General features: G+C 69.4%; 13 protein-coding genes. 2 read left to right on the top strand and 11 right to left on the bottom strand.

Going from position 1 to position 19,324, the window contains the following annotated elements; genetic code table 11:
• Positions 1 to 106: 106 nt before the first annotated feature.
• Positions 107 to 2,224, bottom strand: coding sequence for a TonB-dependent siderophore receptor (locus WHX56_RS25425; protein WP_338879332.1), 2,118 nt, complete (start codon positions 2,222 to 2,224; stop codon positions 107 to 109).
• Between the two features lie 248 nt (positions 2,225 to 2,472).
• The gene (locus WHX56_RS25420) at positions 2,473 to 2,997 is read right to left on the bottom strand and encodes a MarR family winged helix-turn-helix transcriptional regulator (RefSeq protein WP_338879331.1); all 525 of its coding nucleotides are present in this window, start codon (positions 2,995 to 2,997) and stop codon (positions 2,473 to 2,475) included.
• A 154-nt stretch (positions 2,998 to 3,151) separates the two neighbouring features.
• Here WHX56_RS25420 and WHX56_RS25415 point away from each other — a divergent pair, with 154 nt between their 5' ends.
• A complete protein-coding gene (locus WHX56_RS25415; RefSeq protein ID WP_129245157.1) occupies positions 3,152 to 4,126 on the top strand; it encodes a Bug family tripartite tricarboxylate transporter substrate binding protein in 975 nt (324 codons plus the stop codon).
• An 8-nt stretch (positions 4,127 to 4,134) separates the two neighbouring features.
• Positions 4,135 to 5,703, top strand: coding sequence for a sulfatase-like hydrolase/transferase (locus WHX56_RS25410; protein WP_338879330.1), 1,569 nt, complete (start codon positions 4,135 to 4,137; stop codon positions 5,701 to 5,703).
• A 16-nt stretch (positions 5,704 to 5,719) separates the two neighbouring features.
• Here WHX56_RS25410 and WHX56_RS25405 read toward each other — a convergent pair whose 3' ends face one another.
• The 9 genes from WHX56_RS25405 to WHX56_RS25365 all read right to left on the bottom strand — a co-directional run bounded on the left by WHX56_RS25405 (position 5,720) and on the right by WHX56_RS25365 (position 19,308).
• Entirely contained in the window at positions 5,720 to 7,417 is a 1,698-nt protein-coding gene (locus tag WHX56_RS25405) for an AMP-binding protein (RefSeq protein WP_338879329.1), read from the bottom strand.
• 5 nt (positions 7,418 to 7,422) lie between these two features.
• Positions 7,423 to 8,013 carry a chalcone isomerase family protein gene (locus WHX56_RS25400; RefSeq protein WP_338879328.1) on the bottom strand — a complete coding sequence of 197 codons (591 nt, stop codon included), beginning with the start codon at positions 8,011 to 8,013 and terminating at the stop codon, positions 7,423 to 7,425.
• Entirely contained in the window at positions 7,977 to 8,522 is a 546-nt protein-coding gene (locus WHX56_RS25395; RefSeq protein ID WP_287751569.1) for a DUF4442 domain-containing protein, read from the bottom strand. Before WHX56_RS25395 ends, WHX56_RS25400 begins: the two co-directional genes overlap by 37 nt.
• A 17-nt stretch (positions 8,523 to 8,539) precedes the next feature.
• A complete protein-coding gene (locus WHX56_RS25390; RefSeq protein WP_338879327.1) occupies positions 8,540 to 9,739 on the bottom strand; it encodes an acetyl-CoA C-acyltransferase in 1,200 nt (399 codons plus the stop codon).
• A gap of 153 nt (positions 9,740 to 9,892) precedes the next feature.
• On the bottom strand, positions 9,893 to 12,283 hold the full coding sequence (locus tag WHX56_RS25385) for a 3-hydroxyacyl-CoA dehydrogenase/enoyl-CoA hydratase family protein (protein WP_338879326.1): 2,391 nt from the start codon (positions 12,281 to 12,283) through the stop codon (positions 9,893 to 9,895).
• Between the two features lie 49 nt (positions 12,284 to 12,332).
• Positions 12,333 to 13,655, bottom strand: a complete 1,323-nt coding sequence (locus WHX56_RS25380; protein ID WP_129245143.1) for an OmpP1/FadL family transporter — start codon at positions 13,653 to 13,655, stop codon at positions 12,333 to 12,335.
• Between the two features lie 32 nt (positions 13,656 to 13,687).
• A complete protein-coding gene (locus tag WHX56_RS25375) occupies positions 13,688 to 15,655 on the bottom strand; it encodes a 3-hydroxyacyl-CoA dehydrogenase NAD-binding domain-containing protein (protein ID WP_338879325.1) in 1,968 nt (655 codons plus the stop codon).
• Complete coding sequence (locus WHX56_RS25370) at positions 15,652 to 16,947, bottom strand: acetyl-CoA C-acetyltransferase (protein ID WP_338879324.1); 1,296 nt, start codon at positions 16,945 to 16,947, stop codon at positions 15,652 to 15,654. Before WHX56_RS25370 ends, WHX56_RS25375 begins: the two co-directional genes overlap by 4 nt.
• Before the next feature lie 12 nt (positions 16,948 to 16,959).
• A complete protein-coding gene (locus tag WHX56_RS25365; RefSeq protein ID WP_338879323.1) occupies positions 16,960 to 19,308 on the bottom strand; it encodes an acyl-CoA dehydrogenase in 2,349 nt (782 codons plus the stop codon).
• Between the last annotated feature and the right edge of the window lie 16 nt (positions 19,309 to 19,324).

The following is a 19,324-nucleotide window of genomic DNA, read 5'->3' as shown; positions in this document are numbered from 1 at the left end:
AGACGTTCATGCGCGCGTCTGTCGGGCGGTTGAAAAACCGTAGTGTACACCTGTACGTACAGCATGTACGTACAGGTTTTCCCGTCCTGGAGCGGGCGGGCCGGCGCTAGAAGCGGTAGGCGCCGCTGAGCATGACCGTGCGGCGGGCGCCGTAGAAGCAGTCGCCGCGGTCCAGGCAGACTACCTCGTACGTGCGGTCCGCGATGTTGTTCACGTTGAGGGCGTAGCGCCACGGGCCGTTGTCGTAGCTGAGCATGGCGTCGAACAGCGTGACGGCGGGCGTTTCGGGCGCGCCGCCGTCGCGGAACGCCGACAGGTAGCGCACGCCGGCGCCCACCGCGAAGCCGGGCTGGCCGGCCAGCGCGAAGCGGTACTTGCCCCACATGGACGCCATGTGCCTGGGCTGGGCCTCCAGTTGCGGGTCCAGGTCGGTGTAGATGTAGTTGGCGATCACGTCCAGTTCCCTGGTGACGCGGCCGCGCAGTTCCAGTTCCACGCCGCGCGTGCGCGTCTTGCCGGCCTGCAGTTGGTTGTTGGGGTTGTCGGGATCGTTGGTCTGGCGGTTCTTTTCGCGCAGGTCGTAGGCGGCCGCGGTGAACTCGATGTCGGCATCCTTCGGCAGGTACTTGATGCCGGCCTCCACCTGCTTGCCGCGCATCGGCTTCCAGCGCTGGTTGTAGAAGTCGGCGCCCGCGATCGGCGTGAATGATTCGCTGTAGCTCAGGTAGGGCGACCAGCCGTTGTCGGCGGCGTACATCAGGCCGAAGCGCTTGGTGGTGGCCAGGTCGGTTTCCCGGTCCTGGCCCTCGGAGGTGCTGTCCGCGCGGTCGCGGCGGATGCCCGCCAGGAAGATCCAGTTCTTGTCGAACTTGATCTGGTCCTGCGCGTAGAAGCCCAGTTGCTGCTGGTTCAGCTTGGGCGTGTCCGACAGTTCGTACTCGGGCACGTTGCCGTATTCCGGATGGAACAGGTTCAGCGGCGAACCCAGGCCGCTGGCCGTCTTGCCGGTTTCGCGGTAGCGCGAATAGTCCATGCCGAAGATCACCGTGTGTTCGGTGCGGCCCCAGTTCAGCTTGCCTTCCAGGTTCTGGTCGGCCAGCAGGGTGCGCATGCGCGGCTTGTTGACGTAGAAGATGCGGTCGACGGTCTGTTGTTCCGGATCGATGTACGAATCGCCGCGGCGGTCGCCGTACACGTTGGGATAGAGCGTCTTGTAGTCGACGCTGCTGACCGTGTTGCGGAAGTTCTGGCGGACTTTCCAGGTGTCGTTGAACTGGTGTTCGAACAGCCAGCCCACGCTGAATTGCTCGGTGTCGTAGGCGTCGAAGCCGGGCTCGCTCGCGAAGCGCCGCGTCGGGATGCGGCCGTTGGGATTCTCCTGCACCGAACCGCTCCACGGAAGGAACGATTGCGTCGTGCCCGCGCGGTCTTTCTGCCAGGTGGCCTGGAACGTCAGCGAGGTGGCGGCGCTGGGGCGCCACGTCAGCGACGGCGCCAGCATCAGGCGGTCGTCCGGCGCGTGCTGGACCTGGGTGTCGCTGTCGCGCCCCACGGCGACGACGCGGTACAGCCATTGGCCGTCTTCGCTGGCCGGGCCTGTCAGGTCGGCCTGGATCTCGCGGCGGTTGTGGTTGCCCAGCACTACGCCGATCTCGCGCTGCGTTTCCGCCTGGGGGCGCTTGCTGACCAGGTTGACGATGCCGCCGGTGCTGCCCTGTCCGTACAGCATGGACGAGGGGCCGCGCAGCACTTCCACGCGTTCCATCGCGTACACCTCGGTGCGCGGATTGTTGAAGCTGAAATACTGGCGCAGGCCGTCCAGGTACTGCACCGGCTCGACCCCGCGGATGCGCACGTAGTCGGCGCGGTTGTCCACGCCGTAGGCGTTCGGCCGCACCCCGGCGGCATAGTTCATGGTGTCCTGGATGTTCTGCGCGCCCTGGTCCACGATCTGGTCGCGCGGGATCACGGTGATGGCCTGGGGCGTTTCCGACAGCGGCGTGTCGGTCTTGGTGCCGGCGGAACTGCGCGTGGCCACGTATCCCTCGACCGGGCCGGTGGCGGTTTCGCCCGTGCCGGTGACCTGCACGGCGGGCAGGACGGTGGTGGGCTGGGCGGGCTGGGCCCGCGCCGGCGCGCCCAGGCAGGCGGCCAGCGCGGCGGCGATGGGCAACAGGGCCCGCGGCCGCCCGCGCCGGGCGGCCGGGTAAGGATGGTGGTTCAAGAGATCTCCCCAGCGGCCGCGAGTGGATGGCAGCCGATTGAACATACGAATGGAAGCGATAATTATTATTAATTGAATGCCAGGCGCATGTCAGGAAACGGGCCGATCCCAGATGTAAGAAAGCCCTGCGGCGCGGGGGCGGTTCGCAGGGCAATACGGAAAAAGCGCCGTGCTATCAGCGGTTTGCGGATCGTTCGCATGGCAGCGATATCGGCCGCCGTTTGTTGGCGCGGCGCGACAGCCCCGCCTCAGGCGTATCGGGCCCGGCGCGTGCCGCCTTCGCGGCGGCTGGCTTTTTCCGCGACGATGTTGTCTTCCGCCATGCGGCGTCCGCGCTGTTCGATGCGGCCGAGGAAGCCGCGCAGCAGGGCGACCTCGGCGTCGCTCAGGTCCTGCACCAGCAGGTCGTTCAGCCGCGAGACTTCGGGCAGCAGGGCCTGGTAGCGGGCGAGGCCCTCGGCCGTCGCCTCCACGCGCACCACGCGGCGGTCGGCGCTGTCGTGCAGGCGGCGCAGCCAGCCTTTTTCGCATAGCGCGCCCAGGGTGCGCGACGTGCGCGCCAGGTCGAGCTTGGCGGCGGCGGCCAGTTCGGCCGAACTCATGATGCCGCCTTCGACGGCGCAGGCCAGGATGCGCCATTCGCGGCGCGTGATGCCGAACCGCCCTTCGCACAGGCGCAGGAAGACCGGATTGGATTGCGCCCAGGCCTGGTACAGCCGGTACATCAACATGTCCTCAAGGTGGCGTTGGCCGGACGGGGGGACGGTCGGCATGGCTGCTCCTCTTTGACGCGCCGCATATCGTTATGGGAAGTCCTGGATTAGATCAACAAATGCTCCCGTTGCTAAATTCAATTTTCCTATTTGGGAACCGGCCGGGCAGTGACAAGCACAATCGACAGCGGGCCGCTGTCTCCAGGAGAAGACGATGCGTAAATGGATGGCAGGCGCCGCGGTCGCGGCAACGCTGGCGGGCACCGTGCCGCTGGCCTGTGCGGAGCAGGCCCCGCTGGACGGGGCGCTGACGATCGTGGTGGGGTATCCCCCGGGCGGCAGTTCCGACCGCATCGCGCGGCTGGTCGCCGACCGCCTGAAGGAACGGGTCGGCGTGCCCGTCGTGGTCGAGAACAAGACGGGCGCGGGCGGCCGGATCGCGGCGCAGGGCCTGCATGCGGCCGCGCCCGGCCAGAACGTGCTGATGCTGGCGAACCCGGCGGTCATGGTGGTGGCGCCGCTGGTCTATGCCCAGCCCGGCTACGATGCCCAGCGCGACTTCAAGCCGGTATCGCTGGTCAGCCGCTACAAGTTCGCGCTGGCCGTCTCCGCCGGTTCGCCGATCCAGGACCTGGCCGGCATGCGGCAGTGGCTGCGGGCGCACCCCGGGCAATTCACCGTGGGCGTGCCGGCCACGGGCAGCCTGCCGCATTTCTTCGCGCTGATGCTGGGCCGCGAGATCGGCCAGGAGCCGGAAGTGGTCGGCTACCGCGGCTCGGCGCCGCTGATCTCCGAACTGATAGGCGGCATCCTGCCGCAGGGCATCGACACGCTGGATACCCTGCTGCCGCAGCACCGCGCCGGCAAGATCCGGATCCTGGCCGTCTCGGGCGACGCGCGCGACGCCGAACTGAAGGACGTGCCGACGTTCCGCGAAGGGGGCGTGAATCTCGCGGCCGACGGCTGGAACGCATTCTTTGCGCCGGCGGCGATGCCGCAGGCCAAGATCGGACGCCTGGGCGCGGACATCGCGGCGATCCTGGGCGAGCCCGCCATGCAGGAAGCCGTGCGTGCCGCCTACCTGGAGCCGGTGTCCCTGGACGCGCGCGGCACCGCCGATGCGCTGGCGGCCTACCGCGAGCAATGGGAGCCCGTGGTGCGCGCCTCCGGCTTCAAGGCGGAGCAATAGGAGCGGCGATGAGCACGGTGCAGAATGTGTTGTTCATCATGGCGGACCAACTGCGGGCCGACCACCTGAGCTGCTACGGCCATCCGTATCTGCGGACGCCCAGCCTGGACGCGCTGGCGGCGCGCGGCGCGCGCTTCGAGCGCGCCTTCGTGAATTCGGGCGTCTGCGGTCCTTCGCGCATGAGCTACTACACGGGCCGTTATCCGTCGCGCCACGGCGCGACCTGGAACCGGGTACCCCTGTCCGTGAACGAAATCACGCTGGGCGAATACCTGGCGGGGCAGGGGCGCGACCTGGCGCTGGCCGGCAAGACGCACATCATTCCGGACAAGGCCGGCATGGAGCGGCTGGCCATCGACGGGGCATCCGAGCTGGGCGTCCTGCTCGCCCGCGGCGGCTTCACCGAACTGGACCGCTACGACGGCCACCACACGCCCGGCGACGAAAGCGGGTATCCGGCCTTCCTGCGCCGCCACGGCTACGACAGCGCCGATCCCTGGACCGACTACGTCATCGCCGGGGTGGCTGAGGACGGCCGCGTCGTCAGCGGCTGGAACATGCGCAACGTGCACCTGCCCTCGCGCGTGGCGGAGCCGCACTCCGAGACCGCCTACATGACGGACCAGGCGCTGGACTTCATGAAGCGGCGCGGCGGCCAGCCCTGGGTGCTGCACCTGAGCTACGTAAAGCCGCATTGGCCGTACATGGCGCCGGCGCCCTACCACCGGCGCTATACGGCCGACCAGTGCCTGCCGGTGCGGCGCAGCCGCGAAGAACTGGCGGACGCGCATCCGGTCGTGGCGGCCTACCGGCAGCAGGAAGAAAGCGTCAGTTTCTCCACCGACGAGTGCGTGCGCGTGGTGCGGCCCGCCTACCAGGGGTTGATCCGGCAACTGGACGACCACCTCGGCCGGCTGTTCGACTACATGGAAAGCGCCGGCCTGATGCAGAACACGCTCATTGTGTTCACGGCGGACCACGGCGACTTCCTGGGCGACCACTGGCTGGGCGAAAAGGAACTGTTCTACGACACCGTGCAGCGCGTGCCCTTCATCGTGATGGATCCGTCGGCCGAGGCCGACGCCACGCGCGGTCAGGTGCTGGACGACATGGTCGAAAGCGTGGACCTGGTGCCCACGGTGCTGCGCGCGTTGGGAACGCCCGGACCCGGGCACCGGCTGGAGGGCCGGGAACTTCAGACGCTGCTGCATGGCGGGGACGGCGCCGCGCCGTGGCGGGACTGCGTGTTTTCGGAACTGGACTACAGCTTCCGCCAGGCGCGCGTCCTGCGCGGCAAGACGCCGCAGAACGCCCGCGCCTGGTCGGTCCGGACGGACCGATGGCGCTACGTGTACTGGCTGGACGAGCCCGAGCAGCTCTTCGACCTGCATGCCGATCCCGACGAATACCAGGACCTCGGCCGCAGCAGCGCGCATGCCGGCACGCGGCTGGAACTGCGCCAGCGCCTGCTGGACTGGATGCTGCGCGGCAAGCGCCGCACGACGATCAGCGACGAAGCCGTGGAAAAGGCGACCAACGCGCACAAGCGGGCCGGCGTGTTCTTCGGCCAGTGGTAGCGCGGCGCCCGCGTCCTCAGGGCTTGGCCGAGGATGCCGCCGGTTCGGTCTGCTGCGCGGCGGGCTTGAGTTCGCGGCGCAGGATCTTGCCGACGTTGGTGCGCGGCAGGTCGTCGCGGAACTCGACGTAGCGCGGCACCTTGTAGCCGGTCAGATGCTTGCGGCAATGCGCGATCAGGGTCTCGGCGTCCAGGGCGGGGTCCTTGCGGATGACGAACAGCTTGACGGCTTCGCCCGAGCGTTCGTCCGGGACGCCCACCGCGGCCACTTCCTTCACGCCGGGATGCAGCGCGGCCGCGTCCTCGACCTCGTTGGGATACACGTTGAAGCCCGACACGAGGATCATGTCCTTCTTGCGGTCGACCAGGAAAACGTAGCCGTTCTCGTCCACGTAGCCGATGTCGCCCGTGCGCAGAAAGCCGTCCGGGTACAGGACCAGCGCGGTTTCGTCGGGGCGCATCCAGTAGCCCTGCGTGACCTGGGGGCCGCGCACGCAGATTTCGCCGCGTTCGCCGATGCCCAGCTCCCGGCCGTCGTCGTCGCGGATGGAAAGATCGGTGGACGGCACGGGCAGGCCGATGGACCCGGTGAAGACCTGCACGTCCAGCGGGTTGATCGTGACCGCCGGCGACGTTTCGGTCAGGCCATAGGCCTGCGCCAGCGACCGGCCGGTCACGGCCTTCCAGCGGTCGGCCACCGATCGCTGCACCGCCATGCCGCCGCCCATCGTGAGGCGCAGCCGCGAAAAATCCAGGCGCGCGAAATCCGGGTAGTTGAGCAGCGCGTTAAACAGCGTGTTGACGCCGGTGAAGGCGGAAAACGGCACCTTGCCCATTTCCCTGACCAGCCCGGCGATGTCCCGCGGGTTGACGATGAGCAGGTTGCTCGCGCCCATCTTCATGAAGGTCAGGCAGTTCGCGGTGAGCGCGAAGATGTGATAAAGCGGCAAGGCCGTCACGACGCATTCCTCGCCCTCGGTCACCAGCGGCCTGACCCAGGCATAGGCCTGGCTGACGTTGGCCACCAGGTTGCCGTGGGTCAGCATGGCCGCCTTGGCCACGCCGGTGGTGCCGCCCGTGTATTGCAGGCAGGCCAGGTCGCGCTGATCCAGTTCCGCTTCGGCGAAGGGGGCGCCGCGCCCCGCGCGCAGCGCATCGCCCAGCCGGGTGGAACCGGGCAGGGACCACGCGGGCACCATGCGCTTGACGCGGCGGACCGCGAAATCCACCAGGCGGCCCTTCAACGGCCCCAGCAGTTCCCCGATGGAAGTCACCAGCACGCGCTCGATGGCGGTGCCGGGCAGGGCCTTTTGCAGGGTGGCGGCGAAGTTGTCGGCCACCACGATGGCGCGGGCGCCCGAGTCGGCCAACTGGTGCTGGAGTTCGTGGGCGGTGTAGAGCGGGTTGCAGTTGACGACCACGCAGCCGGCGCGCAGGGCGCCGAACAGGCACACGGGGTACTGCAGCAGGTTGGGCATCATGAGCGCGACGCGGTCGCCGCGGCGCAGGCCGTTGGCGTGCAGCCATGCCGCGAAGTCGCGGGTCAGCCGGTCGAGTTCCGCGTAGCGCATCGGCCGGCCCATGCTGAGGTACGCGGTCTTGTCCGCGTAGCGGCGGCAGCTTTCGCGGACGATCGAGACCAGCGTGGTCGTGCCGTCCATCTCGATTTCCGCGGGCACGCCGGGCGGATAGCTTTTCTGCCAGATTCGTTCCATCGTCGCTAGTTCCCCAACAGGGCTTTCTTCAGTGAGGCCTGCGCCGGCTTGTCGCCGAGCCAGACGCGCAACAGGGCGCGCGCGAAAGCGGGGCTGTCGATGCGGCCGCGCGGCGTGCCGTTGGCGGCGACCGAGACGCCGCGGGCATCGAAGTCCAGGTCGACCACGTCGCCTTCGCGGACGGCGCCGATTTCCGCCATCAGGCCGGACAGGCGCTCCGCCGGCGCTTTCAGGGCGGCGAGTTCCTGCGCGGGCGTATTGTCGCGCAAACCGTCCTGCAGGGCGCCGTCCAGGCTCTTGCCGTCCACGTCGCGCAGCAGTTGCAGGCGGATGCGGCGAGGCTGGTCGCTGTCTATCAGCGCGGCGGCGTCGCGGCTCTTTTCGGTGGCGTACAGCGCCGCCACGTAGACCTTGACGACGAACTTCGTGCGCACGCCGGCGCCGTTGAGCACCAGGCCGCGGCCGTCCGGCGACAGGGCCGCCGGCACGCTCACGCCGGCGATCTCCACGCCGGCAGCGTGAGCGGGGCCGCCGGCCAGGCTGGCGGCCAGCAGGATGCTCAGGGCGGCGGATCGCCCTCCGGGGATGCAAGGCATTTGTCTCCTCCTGTGTTCTTCTGCTTGTAGAACGTCTTGTCCGCGATGTAGATCGTGCGCTCCACGACGGCGTAGACGACGCCGTCCTTGTCCTTGAGTTCCACCGTGTAGTGCCGGGTGGTTTCATGGTCGCGGGCCAGGATCCGCCGTATCTCCGCGATTTCACCGGCCGGCAGGCGGAAATCCGCGTACAGGGTGGCGTAGGCGGGCTTGCGGTACCGGATGGACGCCGCCTTGTCCCAGACGACGTGGTCCGCGCCCAGCGCGGCCATCAGCATCGTGGGGTGGGCGCCGTCGGTGACCGCGAAGAGCGAACCGCCGTACATCGATCCGACGATATTGCGGGTGCGGCGCAGGAGCGGCAGTTTGATGCGGATGTGCTGGAAATCCGGCGACACGTGCACGACGCGGCCGCCGGTGGCGCGGAACGCCGGATGCAGGTTGAATCCCACCCGCATCAGGCGCGCGCGCCACTGGGGCGACAGGCTCTTGAACCAATAGGGTTTCATGCTGCCGGCCGCGGTGCCTACATCGCCTCGAACAGGCCCGCGGCGCCCATGCCGGTGCCGATGCACATGGTCACCAGGCCGTACTTTCCGCGGATGCGGCGCAGGCCGTGCGTGATCGTGGCCGTGCGGATCGCGCCCGTCGCGCCCAGCGGATGGCCCAGCGCGATGGCCCCGCCCAGCGGGTTCACCTTGGCCGGATCGAGCTTCAGTTCGCGGATGACTGCCAGGGACTGGGCGGCGAAGGCTTCGTTCAGTTCGATCCAGTCCAGGTCGTCCTGCCCGATGCCGGCGCGCGCCAGCACCTTGGGGATCGCGGCGACCGGGCCGATGCCCATGACCTCGGGCGGCACGCCGGCCACGGCGAAGCCGGCGAAGCGCGCCAGCGGGCTCAGGTTGAATTCGCGCAGGATGCGGTCGGACACCAGGACCACGGCGGCGGCGCCGTCCGACATCTGCGAGCTGTTGCCGGCCGTGACGCTGCCGCGCGCGGCGAACACCGGCTTCAGCCGGGCCAGCGCCTCGGCGCTGCTGTCCGGACGCGGGCCTTCGTCCACCTCCACCAGGCGGCGCACGACGCGCACCGCGCCGCTGGCGCCGTCGGGCAGGTGCGCCACGACTTCATAGGGCGTGGTTTCGGCGCGGAAGTGTCCGGCGGCGATGGCCGCGCAGGCCTTCTGGTGCGAAGCCAGGGCGAAGGCGTCCTGGTCCTCGCGCGAGACCTTCCAGTGTTCGGCGACCTTTTCGCCCGTCAGGCCCATGCCGAACGCCATGCCGAGGTTCTCTTCATGCGCGAAGATGGCCGGGTTCATCGACACCTTGTTGCCCATGATCTGCGGCATGGCGCTCATGGATTCGGTGCCGGCGCCGATCATGATGTCGGCCTCGCCCATGCGGATGCGCGCGGCGGCGTCGGCCACGGCCTGGAGCCCCGATGCGCAGAAGCGGTTCACGGTGACCCCGGCCACGCTTTGCGGCAGGCCGGCAAGCAACAGCCCGATGCGCGCCACGTTCATGCCTTGTTCGGCTTCGGGCATGGCGCAGCCGGCGATCACGTCTTCGATGCGGGCATGGTCCAGCCCGGGCACCTGCGCCAGCGCGCCGTTCAGCGCGGCGGCCAGCATGTCGTCGGGGCGGGTGGTGGCGTAGGCGCCGTTGCGCTTGCCCACCGGCAGGCGCGTGGCGGCGACGATGTAGGCGTCTTGAATCTGCGTGCTCATATCCTTTTCCTCATATATCCCTAGCGAGACCTATCAACCCAGCTCTCCCGCATACACCGGTGCTCCTCCAGCGGGGCCGCGCGGATCCGGCTCCGCCGGTCCGCCACCGGCGCCCCCCTGGGGGGGAAGCGCCGCAGGCGCTGCGGGGGGGGACTAATTCCGCAACGGTTTACCCGTGTCCAGCGTGTGGCGGATACGCGCCTGGGTTTCAGGCGTGCGCAGCAGCGCCATGAACTCCTTGCGCTCCACGGCCAGCAGCCATTCCTCGTCCACCTTCGTGCCGGTGTCGACCTCGCCGCCGCACAGGGCGACGGCCGCGCTGCGCGCCACGCGGTAGTCGTGGGCGCTGATCATGCCGCCCTCGCGCATGTTGACCAGCACCATTTCGAAGTTGGCGATGCCGTTGCGGCCCGCCACGGGAACGTCGCGCAGGCGCGGCGGCGGCGTGTAGCCGGCGTCGGCCGCGGCGCGGGCCTGGCCGATGGCGACGAACAGCAGTTCGGCGGGATGGAACACCACGGCGTCATGGTCGCGCGCAAAGCCGGCCGCGACGGCTTCCAGCGCGCTCTTGGCCACCTGCGCCGTGGCGATGTTCTGGAAGACCGGCTGCAGGTAGGGGAAGACTTCGCCCGGCGTGGCCGTGCGCGCCGCCAGCGCGGCCGCGCGGGCCGCGAATTCCTTGCTGCCGCCGCCCGCCGGGATCAGCCCGACGCCGGCTTCGACCAGGCCGATATAGCTTTCCAGCGCCAGCACCCGGTGCGAGGCGTGCATCAGGAATTCGCAGCCGCCGCCCAGCGCCATGCCCTGCACGGCGGCGACGGCGGGTATCTGGGCATACTTGAACGACTGGGACGCCCGCTGGAATTTCTCGACCGTGGCTTCCAGCATTTCCCAGTGGCCGGCGGCGCAGGCTTCGGAGACCTGCTGCAGGTTGGCGCCGACGGCGAAGGGCGCGTCATGCCAGATCACCAGCCCGTCGAATTCGCGTTCGGCTTTCGCCACCGATTGCAGGATGCCTTCCAGCACCTCCGCGCCCAGCGTGTGGTTCTTCGAGGTGACCGAGAGGATGGCGATGCCCGCGTCCACCTTCGGGAGGTTCCACAGGCGCACGCCTTCGTTTTCCCAGACCGTGACGCCGCGGTCGTCGGCGGCTTCGCCGAAGACGCGTTCGGGGAACAACTGGCGCCGGTACACCGGCAGGGCCGAACGCGGATGCAACCGGCCCGTGCGGGCGGAGTACGACCCTTCGGGCGCATGCACGCCCTGGCGGCCGGGCTCCAGCGCCCAGGCCGGCAGCGGCGCGTCGCTCATGCTACGGCCGGCCGCGATGTCCTCGGCTACCGCGGCGGCGATGCCTTGCCAGCCGGCGGCCTGCCAGGTTTCGAACGGCCCTTGCGACCAGCCGAAGCCCCAGCGCATGGCCAGGTCCAGATCCCGGGCGTTGTCCGCCACGTGCTCGAGCTGGGCCGCGCTGTAGTGGAAGATGTCGCGGAACAGGCTCCACAGGAACTGGGCCTGGGGATGCGCGCTCGCGCGCAGCGCGGCGAAGCGGCGGGCGGGGTCGCGCTCCTTGAGCAGGGCGGCGACCTCGTCGGCCAGTTTGCCCGCGCTGGGCGCGTAATCCTGCGCCTCCAGGTCCAGGACCTGGATCTCCTTGCCCTGCTTGCGGTAGACGCCCGCGCCGCTCTTCTGGCCCAGCGCGCCCTTGGCGATCAGGGCGGAGAGCCAATCGGGCAGCGTGAAGTAGCGGTGCCAGGGATCGTCCGGCAGGTTCTTTTCCATGGTGCCCACGACGTGGGCCAGCGTGTCCAGGCCGACCACGTCGGCGGTGCGGTAGGTGGCGCTCTTGGGGCGGCCGATCTTCGGGCCAGTCAGGGCGTCCACTTCGTCGAAGCCCAGCCCCAGGCGCGCGGTATGGTGCATGGCGGCCAGGATGGAGAACACGCCGATGCGGTTGGCCACGAAATTGGGGGTGTCCAGCGCGCGGATCACGCCCTTGCCCAGCTTCGACGTGAGCCAGGTTTCCAGTTGGTCGAGCACGGCCGGCTGGGTGTGCGGTGTGGCGATGATCTCGACCAGCCGCATGTAGCGGGGCGGGTTGAAGAAGTGGATGCCGCAGAAACGGTCGCGCAGGCTTGCGGGCAGGGCGTGGGCCAGGGCGTCGATCGACAGGCCGGAGGTATTGGAGGCGACGATGGCGCCGGGCGCGACGTACGGCGCGATCCGCTCGTACAGCGCCGTTTTCCAGTCCATGCGTTCGGCGATGGCCTCGATGACCAGGTCGCAGCCGCGCAGCCGGTCCAGGTGATCGTCGTAGTTCGCCGGCTCGATCAGCGCCAGGCGCGCGGCGCCCGCCAGCGGGGCCGGCTCCAGTTTCCTCAGACCGGCCAGCGCCTTCTTGACGATGCCGTTGCGGTCGCCTTCGGGCGCGGCCAGGTCGAACAGCGTGACGGGCACGCCGGCGTTGGCCAGGTGGGCGGCGATCTGCGCGCCCATGACGCCGGCACCCAGGACGGCGACGTGTTTGACGACGAACTTGCTCAAGGAAGTCTCCTGAAAAAAGCGGAGGGCGGGCGGACCCGCCGTCCCGGGGCTAGAAGCGGGCCGACAACTGCACGCCCAGGATGTGGGCATTGCTGTCGTAGGTGCCCGCCACGCGGCCCTTGGTCAACTGGTTGCCGGACGTGGTGTCGATGTCCGTCTTGCGCAGGTACAGATAGGTATAACCCACGTCCAGCGTCGTGTTCTTGGTGGCCTGCCATTGCACGCCGGTCGAGAACCAGTAGCGGTCGTTGTCGGGGAGCGACGTCGGCCGGTCGGATTCCTTGTGCACGGGCGACTGGTCGAAGGCCACGCCGAACTTCCATTTCCAGTCCGGCGCGAACTTGTAGTTGGCGCCCAGGGCGACGCGCCAGGTGTCGCGGAAGTTCAGCGGCAGTTCGTCGTCGCGCGCCCCGGCGCCCGAATTGCGGATCTTCAGGCTGGGAATGCTGCTCCAGCCCGTCCAGGATACGTCGCCCAGCAGTTCCCAGCGTTCGTTCAACTGGTGCGCTCCGCTCAGCACCAGGGTGTCGGGCAGGGTCACGGTGGCCTTGGAGTCGAACGAGACCGAGTTGCCGAGCGGATAGATGTCGTCGATGTCGGTATCGCCCTTGGCCGTGTGCTTGATCTTGGAACGGTAGGACAGGCCGATGCGGGTGTCTTCGGTGGGCTGCAGCATGAAGCCCACGTTCCAGCCCCAGGCGTCGCCCTTGAGGTTCAGGTCGGCGTCGCCGGTCGTGGCCAGCGGCACGCCGGGAACGGGAAGCACGACCTTCTTTTTGTAGTTGGCGTCGATGTGCTGCCAGTTCAGGCCGAAGCCCATCGAGAACTGCTCGTTGACCTTGTACGCGACCGACGGGTTGATGTTGATCGTCTTGATGTCGAACTTGTTGGAGTGGTATTGGCCCACCCAGTCGTCGTCGTACTCGGTCATCAGGCCGAACGGCGCGCCGATGCCCAGGCCCAGATACCACTGTTCGTTCAACTGCCAGGAGGCATAGAGGTTGGGCACCGCGCCCAGGTTGCCGGCGTCGCCGCCGTTGCCGCCGGTGGGGGCCGAGCCGCCCAGGCCCGAGCCCGGCAGGCCGGGGGCGCTGGGGTTGCGGCTGTCGCCGTTGTCCTTGAACTTGAAGGACGGCTTGATCAGGTTGACCCCGCCCGACACATTGAAGCCCGGAAGGTAAGTCATGCCGGCCGGATTGTAGTAAATGATGCTGGCGTTTTCCGGATTTGCCGCCGAGCCCGCGTACGCGTTGCCCAGCCCGCTGGCGTTCTGCTCAAGGAGCTGAAAGCCGGCCGAGTGGGCCGCCGTGGCGGCTCCCAGTCCGACCACGAAGGCCGACAAGGTGCTCAGGGACAATGAACGTCTGCTCATGGTACTGCCTCCTCGTGTTGGATGTATGCGCTTTAATGCGCCGCGGATTCTGCCATCCCGGAGGAATCCGGTCTGTCGCCGCTTTGGTAATGCATGGGGCCGCCCGTGAAGGGCGCGAACCCCGTTCCGAAAATCACGCCCGCGTCGGCCAGGTCGGCGTCGGCGACGATACCCGCGGCCACGCGCTCGCGCGTGGCGTCGATCAAGGGCTGGATCAGGCGCCGCGCCAGTCCTGGCGGAGCGCCGGCCGGGGCGTCGGCGCTCTTGACCGGCTTGCCGTCGCGCCAGGTGTAGAAGCCCTGGCCGCTTTTCTTGCCCAGTTGGCCGCGCGCCAGCCGGTCGGCCAGGCAGCGGGGCGGCGCGGCTCCGCCCGCCAGTTCTTCGCCCGCGGCGCGCGCGATGTCCAGGCCCACGGTGTCGGCCAATTCCAGCGGCCCCATCGGCATGCCGAAGGCGACCATGGCCGCGTCCACCGCCTGCGCGGAGACGCCTTCGTCCACGCTGCGCATGGCTTCCAGCATGTACGGCGCCAGCACGGCGTTGACCAGGAAGCCGGGGGCGCTCCTGACGGGCAGCGCCAGCTTGTCGATCTGTCCGACGAAGGCGCAGGCGCGGGCCCGCGCCTCGCCCGTGTCGCCCTCCGCGTGCACGACTTCCACCAGCGGCATCTTGGCCACGGGGTTGAAGAAGTGGATGCCGACCAGCCGCTCGGGGCGCGCCAGGCCGGCGCGCAGGGTTTCGAGCGACAGGCTGGACGTGTTGGTGGCGAGCAGGGCGTCCGCCTTCATGCGCGGCTCCAGCGACCGGTACAGCGCGCGCTTGGCCTCGGGCTGTTCGCTGATGGCTTCGATGACGACGTCGGCCAGCGGCACGCCGTCGGCGGCCGGGTCGGGAATCAGGCGGTCGAACGCGGCCCGCGCTTCGCGCGGGTCTTTCAGGCGGCGCGAGAACAATTCGGCCGCGCGCTTCAAGGCGGGCGCGATGCGGGCCATGTCCTGGTCCTGCAAGGTGACGGTCATGCCCTTCAGCGCGCACCAGGCCGCGATGTCGCCGCCCATCACGCCGGCGCCCACCACGTGCGCGCGGCGCGCGGGCGCGATGCCGGCCTGCTTGCCGTTGGCCTTCAGGCGTTCCTGCAGGCGGAACACGCGCAGCAGGTTGCGGGCGGTGCCGGACGTGATGATGCGGTCGATCAGTTCGGGCGCCTGCAGCGCATTGCCGCCGTGCTTTTCCCAGAGATCCACGATGGCGGGCGCGGCGGGATAGTGGCCTTGCGGATCTTTGGCGGCGATCTGCTTGCGGGCGCGCCGGGCGACGATGGCCTTCAGCGGCCAGAGGTTGGCCCAGCCGCCGGGGCCGCGCGCGCGGCGCGGCGCCTTGCCCGACAGCACGGTCTGGCGCGCGGCGGCCAGCAGCAGGCGGGGAGGGACCCGCGCGTCCGCCAGGCCCAGCGCCGCCGCGCGCCGCGCGTCGGCGCCGCGGCCCGTGAGCATCATGTCGAGCGCCGCGGGCGCGCCGATCAGCCGCGGCAGGCGCAGCATGCCGCCCCAGCCCGGGAAAATGCCCAGCATGACCTCGGGCAGCGCGAGCGACGCGCCGGGCTGGTCGGCCACCAGGCGGTAGCGGCAGGCCAGGGCCAGCTCCAGGCCGCCGCCCAGGCAATGGCCCTGGATCAGCGCCAGGGTGGGATAGCGCACCGCGGCCAGGCGCTTGAAGAGGTTCCAGCCGCGCGCGACCAGCGCGCGCGCTTGCTCGGGCGTGTCCAGGCTGGCGAATTCGTTGACGTCCGCGCCCACGATGAAGCCCGTGGCCTTGCCGGACCGGATGACCAGGCCGGCGGGCGGCGCGGCGTCCAGCGCGTCCAGCACGACGGCCAGCTCGGCCAGGGTATCGGCCGACAGGGCGTTGACGGCGCTGCCGGCCCGGTCGAACGTAAGCCAGGCCAGGCCGTCGGGATCGCGGTCCAGGCGCCAGTGGGAAAGCGTATCGATCGTCGTCATGGGCGGTCCTCGTCCAGGGTTTCGACCAGCATTGCGCCGCCTTGGCCGCCGCCGATGCAGATGGCCGCCATGCCGCGCCTGGCGCCCCGGCGCTTCAGGGCGTCGAGCAGGTGCAGCACGATGCGGGCGCCGGAGGCGCCCACCGGGTGTCCGATGGCGATCGCGCCGCCGTCGACGTTGAGCCGGGCGGGATCGAGATCGCCCCAGGCCGCGGTGCCGAGGTGTTCCCGGCAATAGGCCTCGTCGCGCCAGGCCGCGAGGCAGCCCAGCACCTGCGCGGCGAAGGCTTCGTTGATTTCCCACAGGTCGAGGTCATTGAGCCCCAGGCCGTGGCGTTGCAGGATCGGGGTGGCGGCATGCACCGGGCCCAGGCCCATCTGCGCCGGGTCCAGGCCGGCCCACTGGCTGTCCACGATGCGGCCCAGCGGCCGCAGGTTCCATTTGCGGACGGCTTCTTCCGAGGCCAGCGCCAGCATGGCGGCGCCGTCGGTGACCTGCGAGCTGTTGCCTGCCGTGATATTGCCCCAGGGTTTGTCGAACACGGGCTTCAGCGTGGCCAGCTTTTCCGGCGTGGAGTCCGCGCGCACGCCATCGTCTTCAGGGTACAGCCTGCCTTGCGTGTCGATCAAGGGCGCGATCTCGCCCATGGGGCCCGTGGCGCGGGCCGCCAGCGCGCGCCGGTGGCTCTCGGCCGCATAGGCGTCCATCGCGGCGCGGTCGATGCCGAAGCGGGTGGCGAGGTTCTCGGCGGTTTGCCCCATGGACAGGCCGACCACGGGGTCGGTAAGCCCCTTGAGCAGGCCGATGACGGGCGCCAGGTTGCGCAGCCGGAAACGGCGCAGCGCCGCCAGCTTGGCGCCCGCGCCGCGCGCCGCGTACCATCCGGCCAGCCAGCGCACCATGTCGTCCGAGAACAACACCGGCGCGCGCGACAGCGCGTCGGTGCCGCCGGCCAGCACCAGTTCCGAACGGCCGGACTGGATATTGGCGATGCCGGAATCCAGCGCCTGCATGCCGGACGCGCAGTTGCGCATCACGGTCCAGCCCGGCACCTTGTTGCCGCAACCCAGCCGCAGCGCGATCACGCGGCCGATGTTCACTTCGTCGGGGGAAGGGGCGGCGCAGCCCACGATGACCTCGTCGAGGTCGGCGGGCGCGAACGGCTGGTGCAGCAGCAGGGCGCGGCCCGCCTGCACGGCGAGGTCGCCGGCGGAGAAGGGGCCCGGGCCGGACCGCGCCTTGAGGAACGGCGTGCGCAGGCCGTCGACCACGTAAACCGGTTTGAATGCCATCCGATTCCTCCTTCAAGCGGCCTTGCGTTCGGCGGCGGGATCGACCCGATCCACGGTGCCGAGGTCGAAGGCGAAATCATCCACTTTCACCACGGCATCGCGCAAGCGGTTGCGGCGCTTCATCACCGCGTATTCTTCCGCGGTGATGCCCCCGATGGCGAAAGCGGCATCGGCGATGTCGCGCACGTTGGCTTGCGGATTGCCGTCCAGCGCGCCGCGCTTCTCGAGTTCGCGGATCTTGGCCTCGATGGGCTCGGCGTCCAGCGTGGCGGCCAGCGCCTGTTCGATGGCGCCCACGGGTTCCGCGTCGGTGGTGGGCAGGTGGCAGCCCGCGGTCAGGCGGTCGCGGGTGGCGCCAGGCTGGATCAGCAGGCGCGCCACGTCCTGGCCCAGTTGGTCCGACGGCAGGGCCTGGCGGCGGCCCCACGGAAAGATGAGGCGGGCCAGGCACCAAGCCACGGCCCGGTTGGGAAGATTGTCCAGCACGCCGTCGAAGGCCTGCTGCAGCTTGAACAGCGCGTCCTGGATGGACCAGTGCGCCAGGGGTTCGTCGGCGGCCTGGCGGCCTTCGTCCTCGAAGCGCTTGAGCGTGGCGCTCGCCAGGTACATCTGCGAGAGGATGTCGCCCAGCCGCGCGGACAGGCGTTCGCGCCGCTTCAGGCTGCCGCCGAGCACCAGCATCGAGGTGTCGGCCAGCAGCGCGAAGGCGGCGCTGTAGCGGCTGAGCAACTGGTAGTAGCGCTTCATGGCGGGCGCGGCGTCGGCGTTCACGCCGACAAACCGCGCGCCCGTCAAGGCGGTGCCCGCGGCGCGCAGCGCATTCCCGGCGACGAAGGCGGCGTGGCCCCAGAAGGCCCGGTCGAAATCGGCCAGCCCCTGCCGGCGGTCGGACGACTGCGCGGCCTGCATTTCCGCCAGCACGTAGGGATGGCAGCGGATCGCGCCCTGGCCGAAGATGATCAGGCTGCGGGTGAGGATGTTGGCGCCTTCGACGGTGATGCCGATGGGAATCTGCTGGTAGGCGCGGCCCAGGAAGTTGGAGGGGCCCAGGCAGATGCCCTTGCCGCCGATGACGTCCATGCCGTCGTTGACGACCTGGCGGGCGCGTTCGGTCACGTGGTATTTGACGATGGCGGAGACGACCGACGGCTTTTCGCCCAGGTCCACCGCGCCGGCCGTCATGGCGCGGGCGGCGTCCATCATGTAGGTGTTGCCGCCGATGCGCGCCAGCGCCTCTTCCACGCCTTCGAATTTGCCCACGGGCATGCGGAACTGGCTGCGCACGCGGGCATAGCCGCCGACGGCGCGCGCCGTCAGCTTGGACATGCCGGTATTGGACGAAGGCAGCGAGATCGAGCGCCCCGCCGCCAGGCACTCCATCAGCATCCGCCAGCCCTGTCCCGCCATGGCCGGGCCGCCGATGATGAATTCCAGCGGCATGAAGACGTCGGTGCCGCGCGTGGGGCCGTTCATGAACATCGCGTTCAACGGGAAATGGCGGCGGCCGGTGTCCACGCCCGGGTGGTCGTGCGGCACCAGCGCGCAGGTGATGCCCAGGTCTTTCTTGCCGCCCAGCAGGCCGTCGGGATCGTACAGGCGGAACGCCAGGCCCAGCAGGGTGCATACCGGCGCCAGCGTGATGTAGCGCTTGTCCCAGGTGACCTTCATGCCGATCACTTCGCGGCCCTGCCATTCGCCCTTGCACACGATGCCGCTGTCCGGGATGGCGGCGGCGTCGGATCCGGCCCAGGGGCTGGTCAGCGCGAAGGCGGGCACTTCCTCGCCGCGGGCCAGCCGGGGCAGGTAGTGGTTCTTCTGTTCGTCGGTGCCGTAGTGCAGCAGCAGTTCGGCCGGGCCGAGCGAGTTCGGCACCATGACCGACACCGCCAGCGCCGAGGAGCGCGTGGACAGCTTGGTCACGATTTCGGAATGGGCATAGGCGGAGAACGCCAGGCCGCCGTATTCCTTCGGGATGATCATGCCGAGGAAGCCCTCGGCCTTCAGGTAGTTCCAGACGTCCGCCGGCAGGTCGAAGCGTTCCTGCGTGACGTTCCAGTCGTCGACCCCGCGGCAGGCCTCTTCGGCCTGGTGGTCCAGGAAGCGCTGCTCCTCCTCGGTCAGCCGCGGGCGGGGATAGGCGAGCAGGCGGCTCCAGTCGGGCCGGCCGCGGAACAGCTCGCCCTCCCACCAGACCGTGCCGGCCTCCAGCGCATCGCGCTCGGTGTCCGACATCTGCGGCAGCACCTTGCGGTACAGGTTGAAGATCGGCGCCGACAGCAGGGCCCGGCGGATGGGACGCACGCCCAGCGCGGCGGCGGCCAGCACCGCGACGACGGCCAGGGCGAGGATGACTGCGTTCATGTTCTTGTCTCCATGG

Origin of the sequence: Achromobacter veterisilvae (assembly GCF_037619525.1) — a bacterium.
GTDB lineage: Bacteria > Pseudomonadota > Gammaproteobacteria > Burkholderiales > Burkholderiaceae_B > Achromobacter > Achromobacter veterisilvae.
This window is presented reverse-complemented; position numbering and strand designations above follow the sequence as displayed.